14 protein-coding genes are annotated in these 19,315 nt (G+C 69.2%); 7 read left to right on the top strand and 7 right to left on the bottom strand.

The window, feature by feature from the left end; genetic code table 11:
• Window positions 1-7: 7 nt before the first annotated feature.
• A complete protein-coding gene (locus HFP15_RS34085) occupies window positions 8-1,444 on the bottom strand; it encodes an aldehyde dehydrogenase family protein (RefSeq protein WP_168521222.1) in 1,437 nt (478 codons plus the stop codon).
• 112 nt (window positions 1,445-1,556) lie between these two features.
• Between HFP15_RS34085 and HFP15_RS34080 the strand changes: the two genes are divergently transcribed.
• From HFP15_RS34080 to HFP15_RS34055, 6 genes are read left to right on the top strand one after another with little or no spacing between them, the layout of a single operon-like run.
• Window positions 1,557-3,353, top strand: a complete 1,797-nt coding sequence (locus HFP15_RS34080; protein ID WP_168521220.1) for a thiamine pyrophosphate-binding protein — start codon at window positions 1,557-1,559, stop codon at window positions 3,351-3,353.
• Complete coding sequence (locus HFP15_RS34075) at window positions 3,350-4,354, top strand: zinc-dependent alcohol dehydrogenase (protein ID WP_168521218.1); 1,005 nt, start codon at window positions 3,350-3,352, stop codon at window positions 4,352-4,354. Before HFP15_RS34080 ends, HFP15_RS34075 begins: the two co-directional genes overlap by 4 nt.
• Window positions 4,355-4,383: 29 nt before the next feature.
• A complete protein-coding gene (gene tcuA, locus HFP15_RS34070; protein WP_168521216.1) occupies window positions 4,384-5,856 on the top strand; it encodes an FAD-dependent tricarballylate dehydrogenase TcuA in 1,473 nt (490 codons plus the stop codon).
• Between the two features lie 51 nt (window positions 5,857-5,907).
• A complete protein-coding gene (locus HFP15_RS34065; protein WP_168521214.1) occupies window positions 5,908-7,281 on the top strand; it encodes an MFS transporter in 1,374 nt (457 codons plus the stop codon).
• Complete coding sequence (locus HFP15_RS34060; RefSeq protein ID WP_168521213.1) at window positions 7,278-8,213, top strand: NAD-dependent epimerase/dehydratase family protein; 936 nt, start codon at window positions 7,278-7,280, stop codon at window positions 8,211-8,213. The genes HFP15_RS34065 and HFP15_RS34060 overlap by 4 nt, the downstream gene beginning before the upstream one ends.
• Entirely contained in the window at window positions 8,210-9,076 is an 867-nt protein-coding gene (locus HFP15_RS34055) for a sugar phosphate isomerase/epimerase family protein (protein ID WP_168521211.1), read from the top strand. The genes HFP15_RS34060 and HFP15_RS34055 overlap by 4 nt, the downstream gene beginning before the upstream one ends.
• A 188-nt stretch (window positions 9,077-9,264) precedes the next feature.
• Here HFP15_RS34055 and HFP15_RS34050 read toward each other — a convergent pair whose 3' ends face one another.
• From HFP15_RS34050 to HFP15_RS34035, 4 genes are all read right to left on the bottom strand, one after another.
• Window positions 9,265-10,626 carry a PepSY-associated TM helix domain-containing protein gene (locus tag HFP15_RS34050; protein ID WP_168521209.1) on the bottom strand — a complete coding sequence of 454 codons (1,362 nt, stop codon included), beginning with the start codon at window positions 10,624-10,626 and terminating at the stop codon, window positions 9,265-9,267.
• A gap of 39 nt (window positions 10,627-10,665) precedes the next feature.
• Complete coding sequence (locus HFP15_RS34045; protein WP_168521207.1) at window positions 10,666-12,390, bottom strand: copper resistance CopC/CopD family protein; 1,725 nt, start codon at window positions 12,388-12,390, stop codon at window positions 10,666-10,668.
• The gene (locus HFP15_RS34040) at window positions 12,387-13,196 is read right to left on the bottom strand and encodes a DUF1775 domain-containing protein (RefSeq protein WP_168521204.1); all 810 of its coding nucleotides are present in this window, start codon (window positions 13,194-13,196) and stop codon (window positions 12,387-12,389) included. The genes HFP15_RS34045 and HFP15_RS34040 overlap by 4 nt, the downstream gene beginning before the upstream one ends.
• Window positions 13,197-13,259: 63 nt before the next feature.
• On the bottom strand, window positions 13,260-15,521 hold the full coding sequence (locus HFP15_RS34035) for a YncE family protein (protein ID WP_312871887.1): 2,262 nt from the start codon (window positions 15,519-15,521) through the stop codon (window positions 13,260-13,262).
• Window positions 15,522-16,513: 992 nt separating this feature from the next.
• On the opposite strand from HFP15_RS34035, the gene HFP15_RS34030 reads away from it, so the two are divergent.
• Window positions 16,514-17,347 (top strand): helix-turn-helix domain-containing protein, encoded by an 834-nt coding sequence (locus HFP15_RS34030; protein WP_168521201.1) that lies wholly within the window; start codon window positions 16,514-16,516, stop codon window positions 17,345-17,347.
• Here the strand turns inward: HFP15_RS34030 and HFP15_RS34025 are convergent.
• Both HFP15_RS34025 and HFP15_RS34020 read right to left on the bottom strand, forming a co-directional pair.
• Window positions 17,324-18,499: a glycosyltransferase gene (locus HFP15_RS34025; protein WP_168521199.1), complete on the bottom strand. Its 1,176-nt coding sequence runs from the start codon at window positions 18,497-18,499 to the stop codon at window positions 17,324-17,326. The two genes, HFP15_RS34030 and HFP15_RS34025, sit on opposite strands and share 24 nt — an antisense overlap.
• Window positions 18,496-19,314, bottom strand: a complete 819-nt coding sequence (locus HFP15_RS34020) for an alpha/beta fold hydrolase (RefSeq protein ID WP_246272284.1) — start codon at window positions 19,312-19,314, stop codon at window positions 18,496-18,498. Before HFP15_RS34020 ends, HFP15_RS34025 begins: the two co-directional genes overlap by 4 nt.
• Between the last annotated feature and the right edge of the window lies 1 nt (window position 19,315).

Below are 19,315 nucleotides of genomic sequence, written 5' to 3'. Positions count from 1 at the left end.
AAGATCCTCACTTCGGTCGGCGCAGGTTGAGCACGATGACGCGCGGGTCGGTCATGTCGTGAACCGCGTAGCGGGGGCCCTCGACCCCGTGCCCGCTGTCCTTGACGCCGCCGTAGGGCATGGCGTCGGCGTGGTAGCTGGAGGTGTCGTTGACCATCACGCCGCCGACCCGCAGCGAGCGCGCGGCGTGCATCGCGCGGTCCAGGTCCTGGGTGAACACCCCGGTCTGCAGCCCGTAGGCGCCTTCGTTGACCTTCGCGACGGCGTCGTCGAGATCGCGCACGGGCACGATCGACACGACGGGCGCGAAGATCTCCTGGGTCAGCACCTCGGCGTCGGCGGCTGGATCGGCGAGCAGCGCCGGGGTGAGCAGGCCGCGCTCGCGGACGCCGCCCTGGCGCAGTCGGGCGGACCGGGCCGCGCGCTCGACCCAGTCCGCGGCGCGCACCGCCTCCTCCTCGGAGATCAGCGGGCCGAGGTCGGTGTCCTGCGCGCGCGGGTCCCCGGCCCGGAGCTGTCCGACGCGTTCGCTCAGGGCCGAGGTGAGCTCGTCGAACCGGCTGCGGGCGACGAGAATCCGTTGCACGCTCGTGCAAACCTGGCCCGCCTTACGGAAACCCGCGGTCGCGACCAGGTTCACGACGTCGCCGAGCCTGGCGTCATCGGCCACAATGGACACGCTGTTCGAGCCCAGTTCCAGGTGCGTCCTGGCGAGTCCGGCCCCGGCGGAGATGGCGCGGCCCACCGCGGTGGACCCGGTGAACGTGTAGAACCGCACCCGATCGTCGTCGAGCAGCGCGGGCCCGGCGACCTTGCCCGGCGCGCACACCAGCTGCAGGAATCCGGGTGGCAGGCCCGCCTCGGCGAACGCGGACACGACGTTGACCGCGCTCAACGGGGTCTTCTCGGCGGGTTTGAGCACGACGGTGTTCCCGGCCGCGATCGCCGGGCCGACCTTGTGCGCGACGGTCGAAAGCGGCGCGTTGAACGGCGCGATCGCCACGACGACACCGACCGGCACGCGGATCGTGAACGCCAGCCTGCTCTCGCCGCCGGGACTCGCGCCGAGCGGAATCTGCTCCCCCGCGATCCGCAACGCCTCCTGTGCGCTGAGCCGGTAGATCGCCACCGCGCGGCGCACCTCGTTGCGCGCGTCGGCGATCGTGAACCCGGTTTCGGCCACGTAGTCCTCGACGAGGTCCGCGGCCCGTGCCTCCAGCGAGTCGGCGACGGCGGAGAGGATGCGGGCCCGCTCGGCCTCCCCGAGCGGCTTCGCGCAGGCGCGGTACGCACCGGCGACGGCGTCCTTCACGTCGGCCGCCGTCGCCTCCGCCAGCTCCGCGACCACCTCGCCGGAGTACTTGTCCCGCACCAGGATGCGCCCTCGCGGGGGCCGCCACTCACCGTCGACGAACAGGCCCGTCGGCCGGGTCGCTGTGCTCACTCGAGTCTCCTTCGACTGCTTGACGCGTGCCCCAGAGCCTACCTACCATCTCGCATCATGCAAAGCATTGCGTTCTGCGCAATAGCTCCCATGACACTCTGGAGGACGCCCCATGGGCCTCACTGGCGCGCAGGTCATCACCGAGCACCTCATCCGCGAGCAGGTGCCCTACGCCGTGGGCCTGTGCGGGCACGGTGACCTCGGGCTGCTGGACGCTCTCGTGGAACGGCAGGACGAGATCACGACGCTGTCCGTGCACCACGAGTCGGTGGCCGGGTTCATCGCGGACGCCTACTACCGGGTCGCGCACCAGCCGCTGGCGACGTTCACCTCGTGCGGACCCGGTTCGGCGAACCTGCCGATCGCGCTGGGCTCGGCATTGATGGACGATTCGGCGTTCCTGGCGATCACCGGCAACGTGCCGACGAGCCAGTTCGGCCGCGGCCCCTTCCAGGAGACCGGCCGCCACTTCCAGGCGGACTTTCCCAGCGTCGTGCGGCCGTATGTGAAGCGCGGCTACCAGGCGACGCGGGCCGACCAGCTGCCGCTCATGCTGCGGCAGGCGTTCGCGCAGATGCGCGGCGGCCGTCCCGGGCCGGTGCACCTGGACGTGCCGCTGGACGTGTTCGTCGACCGCACGGACGAGCCGGTCGCCGACCCCGCTGCCTGGGGCACCGGCGCCGTGTCCGCCCCGGCGGCGGGCCGCGCCGAACTCGACGCGGCCTGTGCGCTGATCCAGCAGGCGGGCCGCATCGTGATCGTCGCGGGCTCGGGAGTCGAAACCGGTGAGGCGGACGCGGAACTGCAGGCCTTCGCGCGGGAACACCGGATCCCGGTCGCGACCTCGCCGCTGGGCAAGTCCGCTTTCCCCACCGGCAACCCACTGGCGCTCGGCACGACCGGGCGCAACGGAACCCACCAGGCCAACCACGCGACCCGCAACGCCGACCTCGTGCTGGCGTTCGGCACCCGCTTCGACGACCGCTCGACCAGTTCGTGGCTGCCCGGCTACACCTACTCGTTCCCGCCCGCGAAACTCGTGCACGTCCACATCGACCCGCTCGAACTCGGCCGTAACTTCCCGCCCACCGTCGGAATCCACGCCTCGCCGCGGGAAGTGCTGCGCCAGCTGCGCGAGCGGCTGCCGGACTTCGCGCCGGACGAGGGCACCGCGCGCCGGCGACGCGAATGGCTCGACGAGCTGGTGAGCGCGAAAGCCGAGTGGCAGCAACACATCGAGCCGCACGAGATCTCCGGCGCCTCCCCCATCCGGCCCGAACGGGTGCTCGCCGAACTGCGCGACGTGCTGCCCGCCGACGGGATCCTGCTCAGCGACGTCGGCGTGCACCACAACTGGATCGTGCAGAACTGGCGCACCGACGCGCCGAGAACTGTTCTGCAGAGCTGGGGTTTCGCGTCGATGGGCTTCGGTGTCGGCGGTGTGCTGGGCGCGCATCTGGCGGCGCCGGACCGGCCGTCGGTCGCGGTCGTGGGCGACGGCGGGTTCCTGATGTTCCCGAACGTCGTGGCCACGGCGGTGGAGTACGACATCCCCGCGGTCTGGGTGGTGTGGAACAACCGCGGCTATGTGTCCATTCGCGACCAGCAGAAGCTCTACTTCGGCGCGGACCGCCAGCTCGCCACGAGCTTCGAGCACGCCGCGAGCGGCACGCCCTACACGGCGGACTTCGCGGCGCTGTCCCGGTCGATGGGCGGCGTGGGACTCACCGTCACCGACGCCGCCGACCTCGGCTCGGCCTTCAAGACCGCGCTCGACATGCGCCGTCCGGTGGTCGTCGACGTGCACGTCGACGACGCGATCGGCCCGCCCGCGACGGCCACGTGGGAGCTGCCGCCCCTGGCCCATCCCGAGCCCTCGTTCGGCAGGCCGGCGGGAGGTACCCGGTGAAGGCGCTGATCAAAACCGCGCCCGGAGCCACCGCACCGGCCTGGACCGACCGCGAGGTGCCGCGGCCGGGCCCTGAAGAGGTGCAGCTCGAACTGGTCGCGGCCGGGCTGTGCCACACCGATCTCGGCATGGTCCACGGCGCGTACGGCCCGGACAGCGGCTACTCGCCGAGGTTTCCCTTGGTACTCGGGCACGAATACGTCGGCCGCGTGACCGAGACCGGCGCGGGTGCGGCGGTTCCGGTCGGCAGCCGCGTCGCGGGCAGTGCGCACCTCACGTGCGGCAGGTGTACGTGGTGCGCGCGCGGCCGGTCGATGTTGTGCGACCGCCGCCGGGTGCTCGGGCTCGACGTGGACGGCGTGTTCGCCGAACGATTCCTCGTGCCCGCGCGCAACCTGACCGTGCTGCCGTCCGGGCTGCCGGACCGGCTGGCCGTGCTCGCAGAACCGTTCGCCGTCGCCGCGCACGCGGTCGACGTGGCCCGGCTCGATCCCGGGGACGACGTGTGCATACTCGGTCCCGGCACGGTCGGCCTGCTCACCCTCGGCGCTCTCACCGGCCGCAAGGTCACCGTCGTCGGCCGCGCCGGCGACACCACGCAACTGACGAGGGCGCGTGAACTCGGTGCCGCGGAGATCGCCACCGAGGAAGAGGCCCTCGAATCGTCGCGCGGCCGGTTCGACGTCGTGTTCGAGACCGCGGGCACCGCGGCCGCCGTCAGCACGGCGACCGAACTTCTCGGCCGCGGCGGCAGGCTCGTCTGTGTGGGCCTGCCCGCCGAAGCCGCGCGGTTCTCCTCCGCGCAGCTCGCCTGGAACGAGCAGGCGATTCTCGGCTCCCGCGCCTACGACCTGTCCACTTGGGACTCGCTGCCCACGCGGCTGCACGCCGCACCGGCGCTGGAATCGATCGTGACGCATCACGTGCCGCTGGCCGACCACGAGCGCGCGCTGGACCTCGTGGAGTCCCGCCAGGCCACGAAAGTGCTGCTGCACCTGTGAAATCCCGATACAGCCGGAAGGTGGAGATCTTGACTCGACAACCCCGTGACACCGACGTGATCGTGGTCGGTGGCGGCAACGCCGGTTTCTCCGCGGCGCACGCCGCCGCCGAGCGCGGGCGCCGGGTGGCCCTGCTGGAACGCGCACCGCGCGACGAGGCGGGCGGCAACAGCTACTACACCGCCGGCGCCACCCGGTTCGTCCACAACGGACTCGGCGATCTGCGCGAGTTCGTCGAGCCGGACGAGCGGCACGCCCGCACGATCGTGCCGCCCTACTCCGCCGAGGAGTTCACCGCCGATCTGACCAGGGTCACCGGCGGCCGCAACGACCCCAGGATGACCGAGCTGCTGGTGAGCCGGAGCGCGGACACGATCCGCTGGCTCGCCGGCAAGGGCGTGCGGTACCGGCTGATGTACGAACGCCAGGCCTACGAACGGGACGGCGGCTACCTGTTCTGGGGCGGGCTGCACGTGGGCAACGTCGACGGCGGGATCGGCCTGATCGCCGACCACACCCGCATCGCCGAACATGAAGGAGTGGACGTCCGATATGGACACCGCGTCACCGGCCTGGTCACCGGGAACGGCGCGGTGACCGGCGTGCGGTTCGAGACAGCGGACGGCGCGACCGGCGAGCTGACCACGGAGTCGGTGATCCTGACCTCCGGCGGTTTCGAGGCCAACCCCCCGATGCGCGAACGGCACCTCGGTCCCGGCTGGGCGAAGGCGAAGGTCCGCGGGACCCCGTACAACACCGGCGAACTGATCTTCGCCGCGCTCGACCTCGGTGCCGCGCGCGGCGGCGACTGGTCCAGCTGCCACAGCGTGGCGTGGGACGCCTTCGCCGAGCACAACGAAAGCAACCGCGAGCTGACCAACCGGCTGACCCGGCAGAGCTACCCACTGGGCATCGTCGTCAACGCCGAGGGCAAACGCTTCATCGACGAGGGCGCCGATTTCCGCAACTACACCTATGCCAAGTACGGGCGCGAAATCCTCAAACAGCCCGGTTCCGTCGCCTACCAGATCTACGACGCGACGCTGCGGCCGATGCTGCGCACCGAGGAGTACGACATGCCGGGCATCAGCGTCGTGCGGGCCGACACCCTGGAAGACCTCGCACACGGTATCGACGTCGACGCCACGGCGTTCGTGTCCACGGTCAAGGAGTTCAACGACTCCATCGCGCGCGAGGCCACGTTCGACCCGACGGTGAAGGACAGCCGGCGGGCGAACGTGGTGCCACCGAAGAGCAACTGGTCCTGGCCCATCGAGAAGGCGCCGTTCTACGCCTACCCCGTCACGTGCGGCATCACGTTCACCTTCGGCGGGCTCAAGGGCGACGACGACGCACGCGTGCTGCGTGAGGACGGCAGCGCGATTCCCGGCCTGTTCGCCGCGGGCGAGGCGCTCGGTGGACTGTTCAGCGGCAACTACCCCGGCGGTTCCGGCCTCATCGCCGGAATGGTGTTCGGCCGGCTGGCCGGGTCCGTGGCCTGAGCCACGGTCCTCGACGTGAATCCCCAACGAAGCGGAAGAGCGGAACACATCATGAATCTCCCCAACGACCCCTCCGTACTCGCGCCGGACCGCAAATCCGTGCGTGTCGCGATCTCCTCCGGCGTCGTCGGCACCGCCGTCGAGTACTACGACTTCTTCGTCTACGGGACCGCGGCGGCGCTGGTCCTGAACAAACTCTTCTTCCCGAACTTCTCCCCCGTCTTCGGCACGCTCGCGGCGTTCGCGACGTTCGCCGTGGGCTTCGTGGTGCGGCCCATCGGCGCGGTCGTCCTCGGCCACGTCGGCGACCGGGTCGGCCGCAAGCGGGCGCTGGTGTTCTCGCTGCTGCTCATGGGTATCGCCACGTTCGCGATCGGTTTCCTGCCCACCTATTCCACGGCCGGCATCCTCGCCCCGATCCTGCTGGTGTTCCTGCGGCTGGTGCAGGGACTGGCACTCGGCGGTGAGTGGGGCGGGGCGACGGTGCTCGCCTCGGAGTACGCGTCGAAGGGCAACCGCGGTCTGCTCGCCTCGTTCGTGCAGACCGGTTCCCCGATCGGGCTGCTGATGTCCTCGGGCGCGTTCGCGCTCGTCGGACTCGGCTCGGACCACTTCGTCAGCACCTGGGGCTGGCGGATCCCGTTCTGGGGCAGCTCGATCCTGGTCGCGATCGGCCTCTACATCCGGGTGAAGATCATGGAGTCGCCGGAGTTCCGCCGGGCGACCGCGGCCGGGGAGATGTCACCGAAGGCCCCGATCATCGAGGTGTTCCAGTACTCGTGGCGCCAGGTGCTGACCGCGATCGGCCTGCGGTTCGTGCCCGACATCGGGTTCTACATCGCGGCGACGTTCCTGGTCAGCTACGCGGTGACCTCGCAGCACTACGCGAAGGGCGACATCCTGGCCTGCGTGTCGGTGGCCGCCGCGATCGAGATCTGCACGATTCCGTTCTTCGGCAGGCTGTCCGACCGGTTCGGCCGCAAACCCGTCTACATCGCCGGCGTGGTCTTCCTCATCCTGCTGGCATTCCCGCTGTTCGCGCTGATCTCCAGCGGATCGGTGCTGCTCACCGGGATCGGCGTCGCGCTCGCGCTGGCCGTCGGGCACAGCTCCACGTGGGGGCTGGGCGCGGCGATCAACTCCGAGCTGTTCCCGACCCGCTACCGCACGACGGGTGCCGCGCTCGGGCTCAACGTGTCCAACATCGTCGGCGGTGGTCCCGCACCGCTGATCGCGTCCGCGCTCGTGATCGCCGCGGGCGGCGCTTCCTGGCTGGTGTCGTGCTACATCGTGCTCGCCGGTGTGCTCAGTCTGGCCGCGATCCTGTCCATGCCGGAGACCTCGCGGCGCGACCTGTCCGTCGACTACACCGGACGGACCACGAGCCCGGCCCCGGCGCGGCCGGTGAAGGAGCAGCTCGGATGACGGTGCTCGTGACCGGCGGTGCCGGGTTCGTCGGACGGCCGCTCGTGCGGAGTCTCGCGGCGCGTGAGGAGCGCGTCGTGAGCTTCGACCGTGCCCTCGCCCCGGAGCCGGTGCCGCCTGCCGTGACCGAGGTCGTCGGCGACATCACCGACGACACGCTGCTCTGCCGGGTGCTGCGCGACCACGCGGTGACCGAGGTCGTGCACGCCGCCGCCGTCGTCGGCGTCACCGCCAGCGTCGCCGGGCCACGCAAGGCCGTAGAGGTCAACGTCGACGGTGCGCTCGCCCTGTTCGACGCCGTGTGCCGCACCGGCGGGGTGCGGCGCGTGGTGGACCTGTCCTCGGAGGAGACCTACGGGCATTTCAGCGCCGACCCGATCGGTGAGGACGACCCGGCGGTACCGGTTTCTCCCTACGGCATAACGAAATACTCGGTCGAGCGGCTCGGCGGCTACTACGCCGACCGGCACGGCCTGCCCTACGTCGCGGTCCGGCCGTGCTGGGTCTACGGGCCCGGCTTTCCCCGGCAGCGCCTGCCGCACACGTGGCTCGGGGACGCGGCGGCCGGACGGCCGAGCACCCTCGCGCGCGGCGGCGACCAGCGTATCGATTTCACCTACATCGACGACGTCGTGGACGGGATCATCCTGGTACTGCGCGCTCCACGCCTCGAGCACCGGGCGTACAACGTCGCCACCGGGCACGCGATCGACATGCGTGAGCTGGCCCGGGAGATCGCCGCGCTGTGCCCGGGGTGGCGTGTGGACCTCGGCGACGGGCCCATCGAGATGGCGCCCGGCGTCGACGCCGCCCGCAAGGGCGCACTGGACATCAGCCGCGCCCGGAGGCTCGGTTTCGTTCCGCGCGTCCCGTTGCGTGACGGGCTCGCACGCACCATGGCCGCACTGGCCGGAGAAGGAGTCGCCTCATGACCGCGCCCGCGCTCGCCCTCGGCGGTACCACCTACAGCTGGCTGCACCAGGCCACGCTGACCGAGGCGCTTGGCCATCTCGCGGACGCCGGATTCCGGCAGGTCGAGATCACCAGTGCCGCGCCGCACCTGCAGGCGCGGGGTTTCGGCAAGTACGAGCGGCACGAGCTGCTGCGGACGCTGCGCTCGCTCGGGCTGGCGGTGTCCTCGACCAATCCGGGGTTCCTCGACATCAACCTGATCAGCCCCGGCAACGGCTTCCGGCGCGCGAGTGTGGAAGCGATCCTCGACGAACTCGAACTCGCGCACGACCTGGAGGCGCCGGTCGTCATCGTGATGCCGGGGCGCAGGCACGCGCTCTCGCCCGCTCCGGACGAGGCGTGCCGGTGGTGGCTGGACCAGGCGCTGGGGATTCTGTTGGAGCGGGCGGAGCGGCTCGGGGTGACGATCGCGCTGGAGACCAACCCCTACGGCTATCTCGGCGACGCGCGTGATCTGTCCACTTTGGTCGACCACATCGGACACCGGAATCTTGGGATCGCCTACGACGTGGCGAACACGATCAACCAGGAGGACGCCTGGGAGGGCGTGCGCACGGCAGGGCATCGCATCCGGATCGCGCACATGAGCGACACCTGGCGGGCGCGGTGGGCGCACACGTCACCCGGCCGCGGCGAGGTCGACTTCGAGCGTTTCGGCGAGGCGCTGCGGTCCGTCGGCTTCGACGGGGTGACCATTTTCGAACTCATCGACATGGAACCGCCGCTACCCCGTCTGCACGACGACATCGCCGCGTTCGGCAAGCTGGGCTGGAGTACGGCGGAAACCGGCTGCGTTCCTGCTTTTTCGACACGAAAGCCTTGATAGTCCGCAATTGCGAATACTGTCCTATTTGTCGAGTGAACCATTTCGAAGATTTCACTCGGCTTTCCGCCGCATTTTCGTATATACTGGGGAAACCCTGAACAAACCAGGGTCTTCGCGGGGTCCAGCGGACGGGCGGAACGCCCGCTGGGCCCCGCTTCAATTCGTTGGTCGTCCACTTCGGACTATCAATGCGACGCGCGCCGGGAGCGTCGCACGAGGACGGTGACGAGGCTGTCGATCACCACGAACACCGCCAGACTGGCACCGAAGACCGGCAGCACCCTGGCGAGTACGGCGATGCCGAGCAGGGCCACGCCGAGCGCCCACGGGGGCAACTGCCGCCACACCGGCTGCGGCAGTGCGGCCCACCGGCGCCGGTAGGGGTTGTGGATCCACCACATGCGATAGCCGAGCGCGACCAGCACGAAGGTGGCGGCGGCGATCAGGGCGATGACGATCTGGTTGGCGAGCCCGAACAGCGTCCCGGTGTGGAACTGCGTGGCCAGCGCGGTGAGTTTGGCCGGCAGGGAGTAGTCACCCCAGCCGATCCGTTCGGTGACGTGCGCGGTGTAAGGGTCGATCGCCACGGCGTCGCGGTGAATCGGCAGCCCCTCGCCCATTTCGACGACCGTGTAAGGCTTACTCGGTGTCGCGGGTGGAGTCACGATCAGCTCACCGGTGAGCCCTTGACCGTGGGCGACGGCCACCACGCGGTCGATGCCGACCGGCGCGACGTTCGGCGGCACGGACACCGCAGCCGCGACGAGCGTCGGCGCGCGAAGATGGATCGGATCGACCGACTCGTTGGCCCGGCCGCCCGCGAACTGGGACATGGCAAGGCCGGTGACGGCCGTGACGAGCAGGCCCACCGTCAGCCACAGCCCGAGCGTGCCGTGCAAGGCCCGCACGCGCGCCCATCCCGTTTTCCCGCTCAGGCTGGGCACGAACAGTTCACGCACGCGCATCCGGCGGCGCGGTTGCATGAGCCAGATGAGCACACCACCCAATGCCAGCAGCGGCAGCCACGTCGCGCCGAGTTCGGCGTACCACCGCCCGGGCTCACCGAGGTGCAGGTTGCTGTGGAACTTGCGCAACCAGGTGTTCGCGGGCAGGCGGTTGTCGACGGTGATCAGATCACCGTTGATGTAGTCGCTGTAGGGATCGACGTAAACCGTTCGCTGGACGTCGCTCTGGCCCGGCACGGAAAGCACGACGCGGGTGGTGCGTTGCGGGTCGGGCGGCGGGATGACCTGTTCCACCGTCGCCTCGGGATGCGCGGTCAGCGCCACGTGGATCTGCTCGGCCAGCGGGTGTGGCGCGCCGTGGTGCGCAGCCACGTACAGGTCCTCGTGATAGAGGCTGTCGTGGATTTCCGGGCTGAAATCGTAGATGAGCCCGGTCAGGCACAGCACCGCGAGAAACGGCGCGACCACGATCCCGGCCACGAAATGCAGCCGCCGCGCGAGTAGTTGTACGGCGGTTCCCGGCCGGGCCTGCGGCTTCTGCCTCCGTCTGGTTCGGGAACCGTCGGTGGTGAACGTGGACAAGACGACTCCTCGCTCTGGGGCGGACAACGCCCGGCTGCCTCAGCTGGCGTCGATCGCCTGAGTGAGCGTTTGCTGGCTTCCGTCGGTGGCGCGCAGGGTCAGCGCGAGGTCCCACCGGCCGCGGCCGGGGATGGTGGTGGAGCCGGTCGAATATCCGGCGGCCACCCGGCTCACCGGCACCGGAACCGGCGGTGCGCTGTGGTCCGGGCGGCTGAACACCGCGGACAGCGCCATGTCGTCCTTCGTCGCGTCGTGGCCATCGAGTACCGACATGTGCAGGTCGACGTGTGCCCGGTTCTGCCCGCCGTTGGTCAGGATGAGCACGAAGTCGAGCGATCCCTGTCCGGCGGGGCTGCCGGTGTCGAAGTCGACCCGCGACGGCGGCAGCTGTTCACGAACGGATCGCGGCAGGCTCACCGGTTCCTGGGCGTGCGCACTGTGCGGCGCCTGCGTGACCACGAGCGTCGCGGTGGCGGCCAGGATCAGTGTGGCCGCACCGGTGACGGCGAGGACTGGCCGGCGAAGCCTGCCGAGGTCCCGATTCCGCGATCGTGTCGTCTCCCGTGTACGGAGCCACCGGCGGGCGAGCAGGCACACCACGACGAGAAGCACCGCGAAGGTGAGCGTGCCGGCCAGCATCCACCCGTAGGAATTCGCGGGAAAACCGTGCCGCACGGCGAAGTACCCGGCGACGGCCACCAGCAGCCCGGCACACACCGCCGCGGTCCACGAGAACCGCGACACCACCGAGTTGTCGGTGCCGCGGCACAGCCCGAGCGTCGCGAGCCCGCCGACCGCCACGGCTATCGTGGTGAGCAGCGCGGTGTCCACGGTGAGGGCGAGCGGCGTCGGATCGCTGGGCAGGCTCCAGGTGGCGGCCACCGCGGTCGCGCAGCCGAGCACCGCCGCGCCACGCCACCAGCGTTCGCGCACGGTCTCGGGAGGCGGCGCGGTCATCAGCTGGGCAAGCCCCAGCGTGGCGGGGATCAGCACGTACAACCGGCTGAGCAACGCGCGGCCCGCCTCCGACTCGAATGTGCCGGACAGCAGGCGTGGATCGAAGGCACCACCGAGCGGTGCCCAGGCCGCGTAGGGCCCGAAGGACACGAAAACGCCTGCCGTGGCCACGACGAGCCCGGCCCACGCGCCGACGACGAGCCTGCGCACGGATCGCCGCTCGGCACCGCCGGGCCAGATCACCGCGACGAAGAACGCCGCGCCGACGAGCAGCACCAGCGCGGCGAGGGCGGCGAACCGGGCGACGGTGATGAAGATGGCCAGGGTCGTGTCGTGCGTGGTCTGGATTTCCGGCATCGCCTGCGCCGCGACGGGCGAGTGCACGAAGAACGTGGAGGTGCCGCCGATAGGCTCGAGCGAGCGGGACGGCAGTGTCCACGCCACGGCGTAGACACCTTCGAAGCGCTGACTCGGCATCGGCACGGAGATCTGCTCCGGATGCCCTGGGGGGTTCACCGGCCGTTCGAAGACGATCTGGTTGCCGTCCGGATCGAGGATGCGCAGCGTGGCCAGCCCCGCGGGAACCGGCTTGTCGAAGGTCAGCACGACCTGGTCGGGAGACTTGACGATCTCGTTGTTGCCGGGCGAGATCGTCCTCAGCACCGGCGCACTCGTCGGCGACGGCGCGGTGGCGAGCAGCGTCGCCCAGCACGCCGCGATCAGGACGAGGAAGGCCACGAGCCGACGCGTCGGCGGCCGGTGCTCGCGAGGAAGCGCGCTGCGCGCGGGATCCTTGAGCAAGGTCATCGGTTGCTCACCTCTTCCGCCTCGATGTCCTGCGCCTCTTCGATGTCACCGGCGTCCGTGGGCGTCACCGTCCGGCTGCGTTTACGGGCCCGGAAGGCGACGGCGGCGATGATGAGGATGGCGAGCCCGAGCGCGACCCACAGCAGCGTCAGCGGCAGGGCGCTGCTGCTGACGCTGGACGCGGTTTCGTTGCTGTCGCCGGGAATCGCCAGGGCGGAAGGCGCGTCACCCTGGTTCGCGGCGGCCGACTGCGGTGCCGCCGCGGCGGCACCGGTGTCGGAGCCGATGGTGATCACCGGGGCTGCCGGTGTGGTCTGGCCGGGAGTCGGCGGCGTGGTCAGGCGCTCGACATCACCGTTGGCGAAGGTCTGGATCGACTGGAAGACCAGCCGCCCGTCACGCGGGAGCGGGCCCAGCGTGATCTGGAACTGCTTGAACTGGTGCGGCGGAACGGCACCACCCTGGATCACGATCGAGCCGACGACCTGATCGACAACGTGGTCGCCCACCTTCACCGGCGGATTCAAGGGCCGGGGGGTGATGCTCATGGTCCAGCCGGGAAACGGGTCGATCTGGGCGTAGGCGATCGGCGGGTCCTGCGGGAAGACGAGTTCGAGCTTGGTGCTCGTGGTGTCCTGCCGCTCGTTGGCCAGCCGGAAGGCGAATGTCTCGGTATCGCCGCCGGTCGCGTGGTCGGGCACGATGTCCACTCGCGCCATTGCGGGCGGAGCCACCAGCAGCACGCCGATCGCGGCGGTCAGCAACACGGTCACGGCGCGGACGAGACGTTGGGGGCGGTTGGGCATGGGAGGCTCCTCGGGGACCACGGTCCGGGGCCGGGCTGGTGCCCGGCCCCGGACCGCGATGTGTTACTTGCCGCAGGCGGACGGGGTGATGGGGTTGAGCTGCTGGCAGGTCAGCATCTGGCGCCAGGCGCCCTGGTTCTGCTGAACCCAGCCGTTGTAGACCAGCGGGATGGGCAGTACGCCCTGCCCGCCGTAGCCCGCCTCACCGGAGACGGAACCGTCCATCTTGGTCGTCGCGGTCGGGTCGAGGACCAGCCGGCCGACCTCCTTCGCGTCACTGATGTCGCCGTCGTTGTTGGGATCCAGATCGATGATCTGCATCACGTTGGCGAACTTGCTGGACACGTAGGCGTAGTAGCCGCCGCCCTTCTTGGCACCGAAGTTGGCACCGTGACAGCCGGCCGCACACGGGATGTCCTTGACGATCTTGTCGGTCCTCGGGTCGACGATCGTGAGCGTCTGCGAAAGCACGTTCTCCGCGATCATGGCGTGACCGTCGGGGCTGACCGGCAGCTGGATCGTCAGACCTCCGAAGGGAGCACCGGACTTCGGACCGTCCTGCGGGCTGTAGTTCGCCCACAGGTCGATCGTCGAGCTGTGCACCAACTTTCCGTCCTTGTGACATTGCGGGGCACCCAGCGAGACGCACGTCAGCGACTCACCGAGGAAGTCCGCGCTGTAGAACCTGCCTCCGTCCGGCGTCATGCTCATCGCGATCGGGAACTGGCCGACCGGTTCGAGGTTGACGGTGCCCGAAGGCATGTCGACCACCGAAACCTGACCGCTCTCGGTGTCGGGCGCGACCACCGTCTTGCCGTCACCGCTGGTCCAGTGCGCGTGCGGGTGCAAGGTGGTACCGGTCGGGCTGACCGGGATCTTGCGGATGACGCTGGTAGCGCCCGGGGCCGCCTCGACCATCTCGTTACCGCCGTTGAGGCCGATCACGAGGTTGTCGCTGCCGGTCTCGGTCATGACGTGCGCCGGTTCGGTACCGACCTTGAGCTGCCGGACGAACGCACCCGTGTTGCGGTCGAACACGTCGACCACGTCGTGGAACCACTCGGACTGGTAGAGGTACTTGTAGTCCTTGTCGGTCCACATGTTGTGCGGGTTGTTCATGTCGATGTACGGCGCGCCGATCTTCCGGTCGATCGACCAGTCGGTGGCGTTGATCTTGGTAGCGGAACCGGTCTTGTCCTTGCCGTTCCACTCCTCCATCTGCGTGTCGAGCCAGACCTCGCCGACACCCGGGGTGGCCGGGAGCTGGTCACCCTTGACGAGCGTCTTCGGGAAGCCGAACTTCTTGTCGAAGTAGGCGTCCAGGTTGGGCACCAGCACGGCGTTACCGGCGGCGTCGTTCTCCAGGATCGGCACCGGCGGGTCCGTCGGGTCGAAGGAGCTTTCCTTGTCCTTTTCGAAGTGCTGCCAGTTGTTCGGGTTGGTGATGTTGAAGAAGGTGTTCACCAGCCGGTTGACGATGTCCGAATTGGACGGCACCACCAGGTTGCGCGAGTTGACCTGCAGCGACTTGCCGAACTCCAGGCCGATCGTGAGCGGGTCGTGGACCACGACCGCACCCAGCTCGTAGGGCACCATGCCGTCGGCGAACGCGTACAGACCCGGCTGGGTGAGCTGGATCGTGCGCGTGCCGTAGTAGTTCTCGCTCTGCATCCACGGGAAGCCCTGCGCGCCGACCGGGGCGATCAGCCCGAACGGGTCGCGGGGTCCCTGTGACTCGGCCGGGTCGACCGTGAAGTTGACCGTCACCGGCGCGGACACCGGCGCGAGCACCTTCAAGCTGTTGAGCGTGTCCTGCAGCTGCACGAAGGACGACAGCGCCCCGAGGTTGATCGGCTGGTCGACCGGCAGTGACGAGAGCTGGTTGACCAGGTCGTTCAGCAGGCTCGTCGCCTTCATCGCCGGAGCCGCGGCCTTCGGGTTGTTCGTCCCGAGCTGCTGCACCGCCGACAGCGTGCTGTCCAGGTTGAGCGCCTTCCACAGGCTGGTGCCCAGGCTGCCCAGCGTCGGCACCTTGTCGGTCACGCCCTTCACCAGGTTGGTCAGGGTGTTACCGGTGTCGGTGTTCAACATGCGCTGCGTGTCCGCCGCGCTCATCATCCCGCCGCCGCTGATACCCAGCCGTGGCAGGACGCCGACGGCCAGCGACTGGTCGCCGAAGAGGTTCAGCCCGGAGTCGAACCACTTCCCGTTCTGGTCGGTGATGTGGAAAGTGATCGGCAGCGGGCCGACCCCGACCGGCGTCGGTGGTTGTGCCGCGGCCGGTATGGCGGCCGCCGTGGACGCACCGACCGCAGCGAGGGCCACGGTGACCAACGCTTTGAGCCGGCGCCTCCGTCGAGCTCCCGGAGGAGCGGTTACGGACATGAGTTTCCCTTCTCCTGTACTTTCCATCGCCGTCGGCGCCCGTCCGGACCGACTTGCTTCCGAAAAAACGGACATACAACCAATAAACGGCGGCATCCGAATTGCATTTCGGGCCCCCGCCGCCTCCGCCGACGATGAATGTCCGCCCGGGTCGGCAGGACGGTCAAAAGTGAATCACGCCGTCCGTTAACGGCATGGGAAACGACGTTTCGAGAAGATTAAAAGGCCTTCATTCGAATCATTTCCCGGCAGTGATTAATTGCGTATATATTCATCGAAGAAGGGCTGATATTAAATAATTCCCATTGCCGGACGTGGCAATTCCAGAAGCTTATCAGCCGACAGAACACCTGGTCATACCAAATGCCCTCTATGAGCAGCTTTCAGCCCATTAATCACATTATGACCGAATTGAGCCGATTTGGCGGCGGAAGCGGCGCCATGACGACACTCCCAAGGCGCTTCAGCGGAACCCCAGGGCCGCCGACGCAAATAGGTTACTCACTCGCCGGAGTGACAAATTCGACTCGCCGGCACGCCTGACCTGCGGTGACATTTTCGCCAGTCGATCTTGGTTTTCACCGCGGTCGCGATACATTTATCGAGAGGTCGCCGATCCTTGCTCCGGCCGCTTCGGAAATCACCAACGTGAAGGTTTCTCCGGTGCTCCTCTTAATGCGTATTCAATGGTTACTTCACCCCTCGGTCACCTTTGCCCGGAGTATTGCCCAGGTCGCGGTTTCCGGCCGCCAACCGATCGGGGCAACTCATGTCTACTTTGGACTCATCCGGCTGTGCGGACGCGGCGCTGCTCCCTCGGCCGTTACCCCCGCATTACGGAAATCTCGCCCCAACCCGGCCATCGGTGACCATTCGTTCACCTCGCTGTACGCGGCGCGGAGGGCGACCACGCCAGGATTTGGGGCTTGAACATGGCAACGCGTGACGCTCGCAGTCTTTCCGCCGAGGCGCTGGAGGCGCTCCGGCGGAGAGCGATCGCGGCCATCGCGGCCGGGGCCACGCGAGCCGAGGTGGCCCGCCTGTTCGGCGTGTCCCGTAAGACCGTCAGCGCGTGGGTCGCCGCCTACGAGGAATCGGGCGAGGATGCGCTGCGCCCGAAGCGGCGGGGCCGGCGACCCGGTGAGCAGCTCGCGCTCTCCCCCAAGCAACAGGCGTGCGCCATTCAAGCCATTGTGGAGGGCACACCCGACCGGCACGGGCTGCCCCACGCGCTGTGGACGCGGCTCGCGATCGCGGACCTGGTGGAGCGCAGCTTCGGCATCCGGATCAGCCCCGCGACCGTGAGCCAGTACCTGCTGCGGTGGGGCCTGATCGAGGAGCACCGGCTCGTGGAACTGATGCGGGGCCGGGTCACGTCGGTCGCGCCTGCGCGCGGCGGGACCGGGGCGGAATGGCTGCCGCACGCCGAGACACTCTGGCTGGCGTGGACCAGGCCGCACGCGCCGGCCGATCCCCGGCGCGGCCCCGTCGCAGGCAAGCAGAACCTGCTCACCGGCTTCCGCGACTACTTCGGCGACGTCAACGTGCTGCTCGCCGTCACCAACCGCAGCGTGGTGTACTTCCAAGCCCAGCGCGGCCCGTTCGACCACAAGCAGACGACCGGCTTCGTCGAGCGGCTGATGGCACAGCTCGACCGCGACCTCAACATCATCGTGTACGCCTGGCCGCCGCAGCACCACGGGATCCCGGCCACGTGGGCGACGCGGCATCCCGCCCGCGTCTCAGTGCGGTTTCCCCGCGCCTGACCGCATCGCGTCCGCAAGCTTTTCGAGATGATCGGCCGCGGCGCAGGCGCCCCCTGCCCGCCGGAAGGATGCGCGGACCGCGGCTGCTCGCTCCCGGAAGGACGCGTCGTCGAGGACGGTGTCGATCGCGGCCCCGATCCGGTCGGCGGTGGCACGGAAGAACGGCAACTCCACCCCGACCCCGGCACGCGCCACCTGCCTGGCCACGATCGGCTGGCCGTCGCGGATCGGCGCGACGACGACCGGTACGGCATGCTCCATCGCCTCGCACACCGTGTTGTGGCCCGCGTGGCACACGATCGTGCTCGCCTTGCCGAGCAACGCCAGCAGGGGGACCCGGGGCCGCACGATCAGATCGGGCGGTGCGCCGGCCACCGACCCGTCCGGATCGGCGATCACCGCCTGGATCCGGTCCCTTCTCGCCTGGAGTGTCCGCACGCATTCGGCGAGGAACCGTGGTCCGGAGCTGACCGTCCCCAGCGTCACCAGCACGAGGCGCCGCCCGGGATCGAGCAGGTGCCACGGGAAGTCGTCGCGAGCGGGACGGCTCGTGACGGACGCGCCGACGAACGCCACGTTCGGGCGCGACAGCACCCCGCACAGTTCCGGCGTGGTGAAGGCCAGCACGAGATCGGGCGAGAACCGCAGGTCCTCGCCGATCCGTGGATCGCCGAAGCGTCGCTGGAGGCCGCGCATCCGCTCCTGGATCCACTGCTCGACCTTCGGTAGCGCGGCCAGCGGATTTCCGAGCTCGGCGGAGGTGCTCGCCGAGGTGGCCCACGGTATTCCCAGCCGGTCGGCCACCAGCGCGCCCGCCAATGCGTGCTGATCGACCACCAGAAAGTCGGGTTCGAACGCGCCGACGGCGGCCCGAACCCCCGGTTCCATCGCCTCGGCGATCGGCACGAGCACCTGCTCCCAGACGAACTTCAGCGCCGCGAGGCCGGCCATGCGGTCCGGCCACGCGGGTGGCTCGGCGGCCGGCCGCGCGCACGGAAAGACCTCCGCGTCGTCACCCGCCAACGCCGTGATCACGTCGCGGTCGCCGGCCCAGGCGACCTCGTGTCCCCGTCCGCCCAGTTCCGCGGCGACGCCGACCAGCGGCACGATGTGCCCGGCGAAATGGGGCACCACGAAGAGGAATCGCGTCATGCGGGCACCTGATGCCGCTCGCGGACCCAGTCCAGCACGAGACCCCGGACCGTGCCGGGCATACCGGTCAGGAGAAAATGACTGCCCCCCTGCACGACTTCGGTGCGGCACCGCGGCAGAACCCGGTCCAGCATGGTCAGGTCGTCCCGGTGGAAGCCGTCGCTGCCCACAATGGACAGGACAGGGCAGCGGATGTCCCGCAGCTCCCCGGCTTCGAGCAGCGGGCCCGCGAAGATGTCGTCCAGCACCGTGGTGCCGGCCATCAGCCCGTGCGCCGCCTTGAACATCCTGGCCGCGCGCAGATCTTCGTGCTCGGCGATCCAGGCGAAGGTTCCGTCCACGCCCAGCCGCGAGATGTTCTCCGCCGCGTCGTCCACCAGCGCGCGCAACGCGGCGCGTGTGTGGCGGGCCCAGGTTTCCGTCGCGGGCCCGGTGTCGAGGGAGACGATGCTCGCGACCCGCTCGGGGTGCTCGGCGGCGTAGCTGAACGCGACGGTGCCGCCGAAGCTGCTGCCCACCAGATGCACCGGCACGTCGATGTCCAGCGCGGTCAGCAACGCGTCGAGATCGGCGACGAAATCGGCAAGCCGGTAGGGGTCGGCGGGCCGGGCGGTCCGGCCGTGTCCACGCAAGTCGTAGAACAGCCCCTCCATCCCGGCGTTCGCCGCGGGAGCGGCGAGCCAGAGATAGAAGCTCGCGAGACTGTCGATCGCGAGACCGTGCACGAACACGATCAGCGGCGGTGTCGTCCCGTCGGCCACGTTCTTGGCCGCCGTGCGCTGGTAATGCGTCCGGATGCCGTTGACCTCGATCATG

The sequence above is a fragment of the Amycolatopsis acididurans genome, assembly GCF_012328925.1.
Lineage (GTDB): Bacteria > Actinomycetota > Actinomycetes > Mycobacteriales > Pseudonocardiaceae > Amycolatopsis_E > Amycolatopsis_E acididurans.
This window is presented reverse-complemented; position numbering and strand designations above follow the sequence as displayed.

Coding starts and splice junctions, on each gene's coding strand:
- HFP15_RS34080 (WP_168521220.1), top strand. CDS start 1,557: ATGGGCCTCACTGGCGCGCAGGTCATCACCGAGCACCTCATCCGCGAG.
- HFP15_RS34065 (WP_168521214.1), top strand. CDS start 5,908: ATGAATCTCCCCAACGACCCCTCCGTACTCGCGCCGGACCGCAAATCC.
- HFP15_RS34060 (WP_168521213.1), top strand. CDS start 7,278: ATGACGGTGCTCGTGACCGGCGGTGCCGGGTTCGTCGGACGGCCGCTC.
- HFP15_RS34055 (WP_168521211.1), top strand. CDS start 8,210: ATGACCGCGCCCGCGCTCGCCCTCGGCGGTACCACCTACAGCTGGCTG.
- HFP15_RS34045 (WP_168521207.1), bottom strand. CDS start 12,390: ATGACCTTGCTCAAGGATCCCGCGCGCAGCGCGCTTCCTCGCGAGCAC.
- HFP15_RS34040 (WP_168521204.1), bottom strand. CDS start 13,196: ATGCCCAACCGCCCCCAACGTCTCGTCCGCGCCGTGACCGTGTTGCTG.
- HFP15_RS34030 (WP_168521201.1), top strand. CDS start 16,514: ATGGCAACGCGTGACGCTCGCAGTCTTTCCGCCGAGGCGCTGGAGGCG.
- HFP15_RS34025 (WP_168521199.1), bottom strand. CDS start 18,499: ATGACGCGATTCCTCTTCGTGGTGCCCCATTTCGCCGGGCACATCGTG.
- HFP15_RS34020 (WP_246272284.1), bottom strand. CDS start 19,314: ATGATCGAGGTCAACGGCATCCGGACGCATTACCAGCGCACGGCGGCC.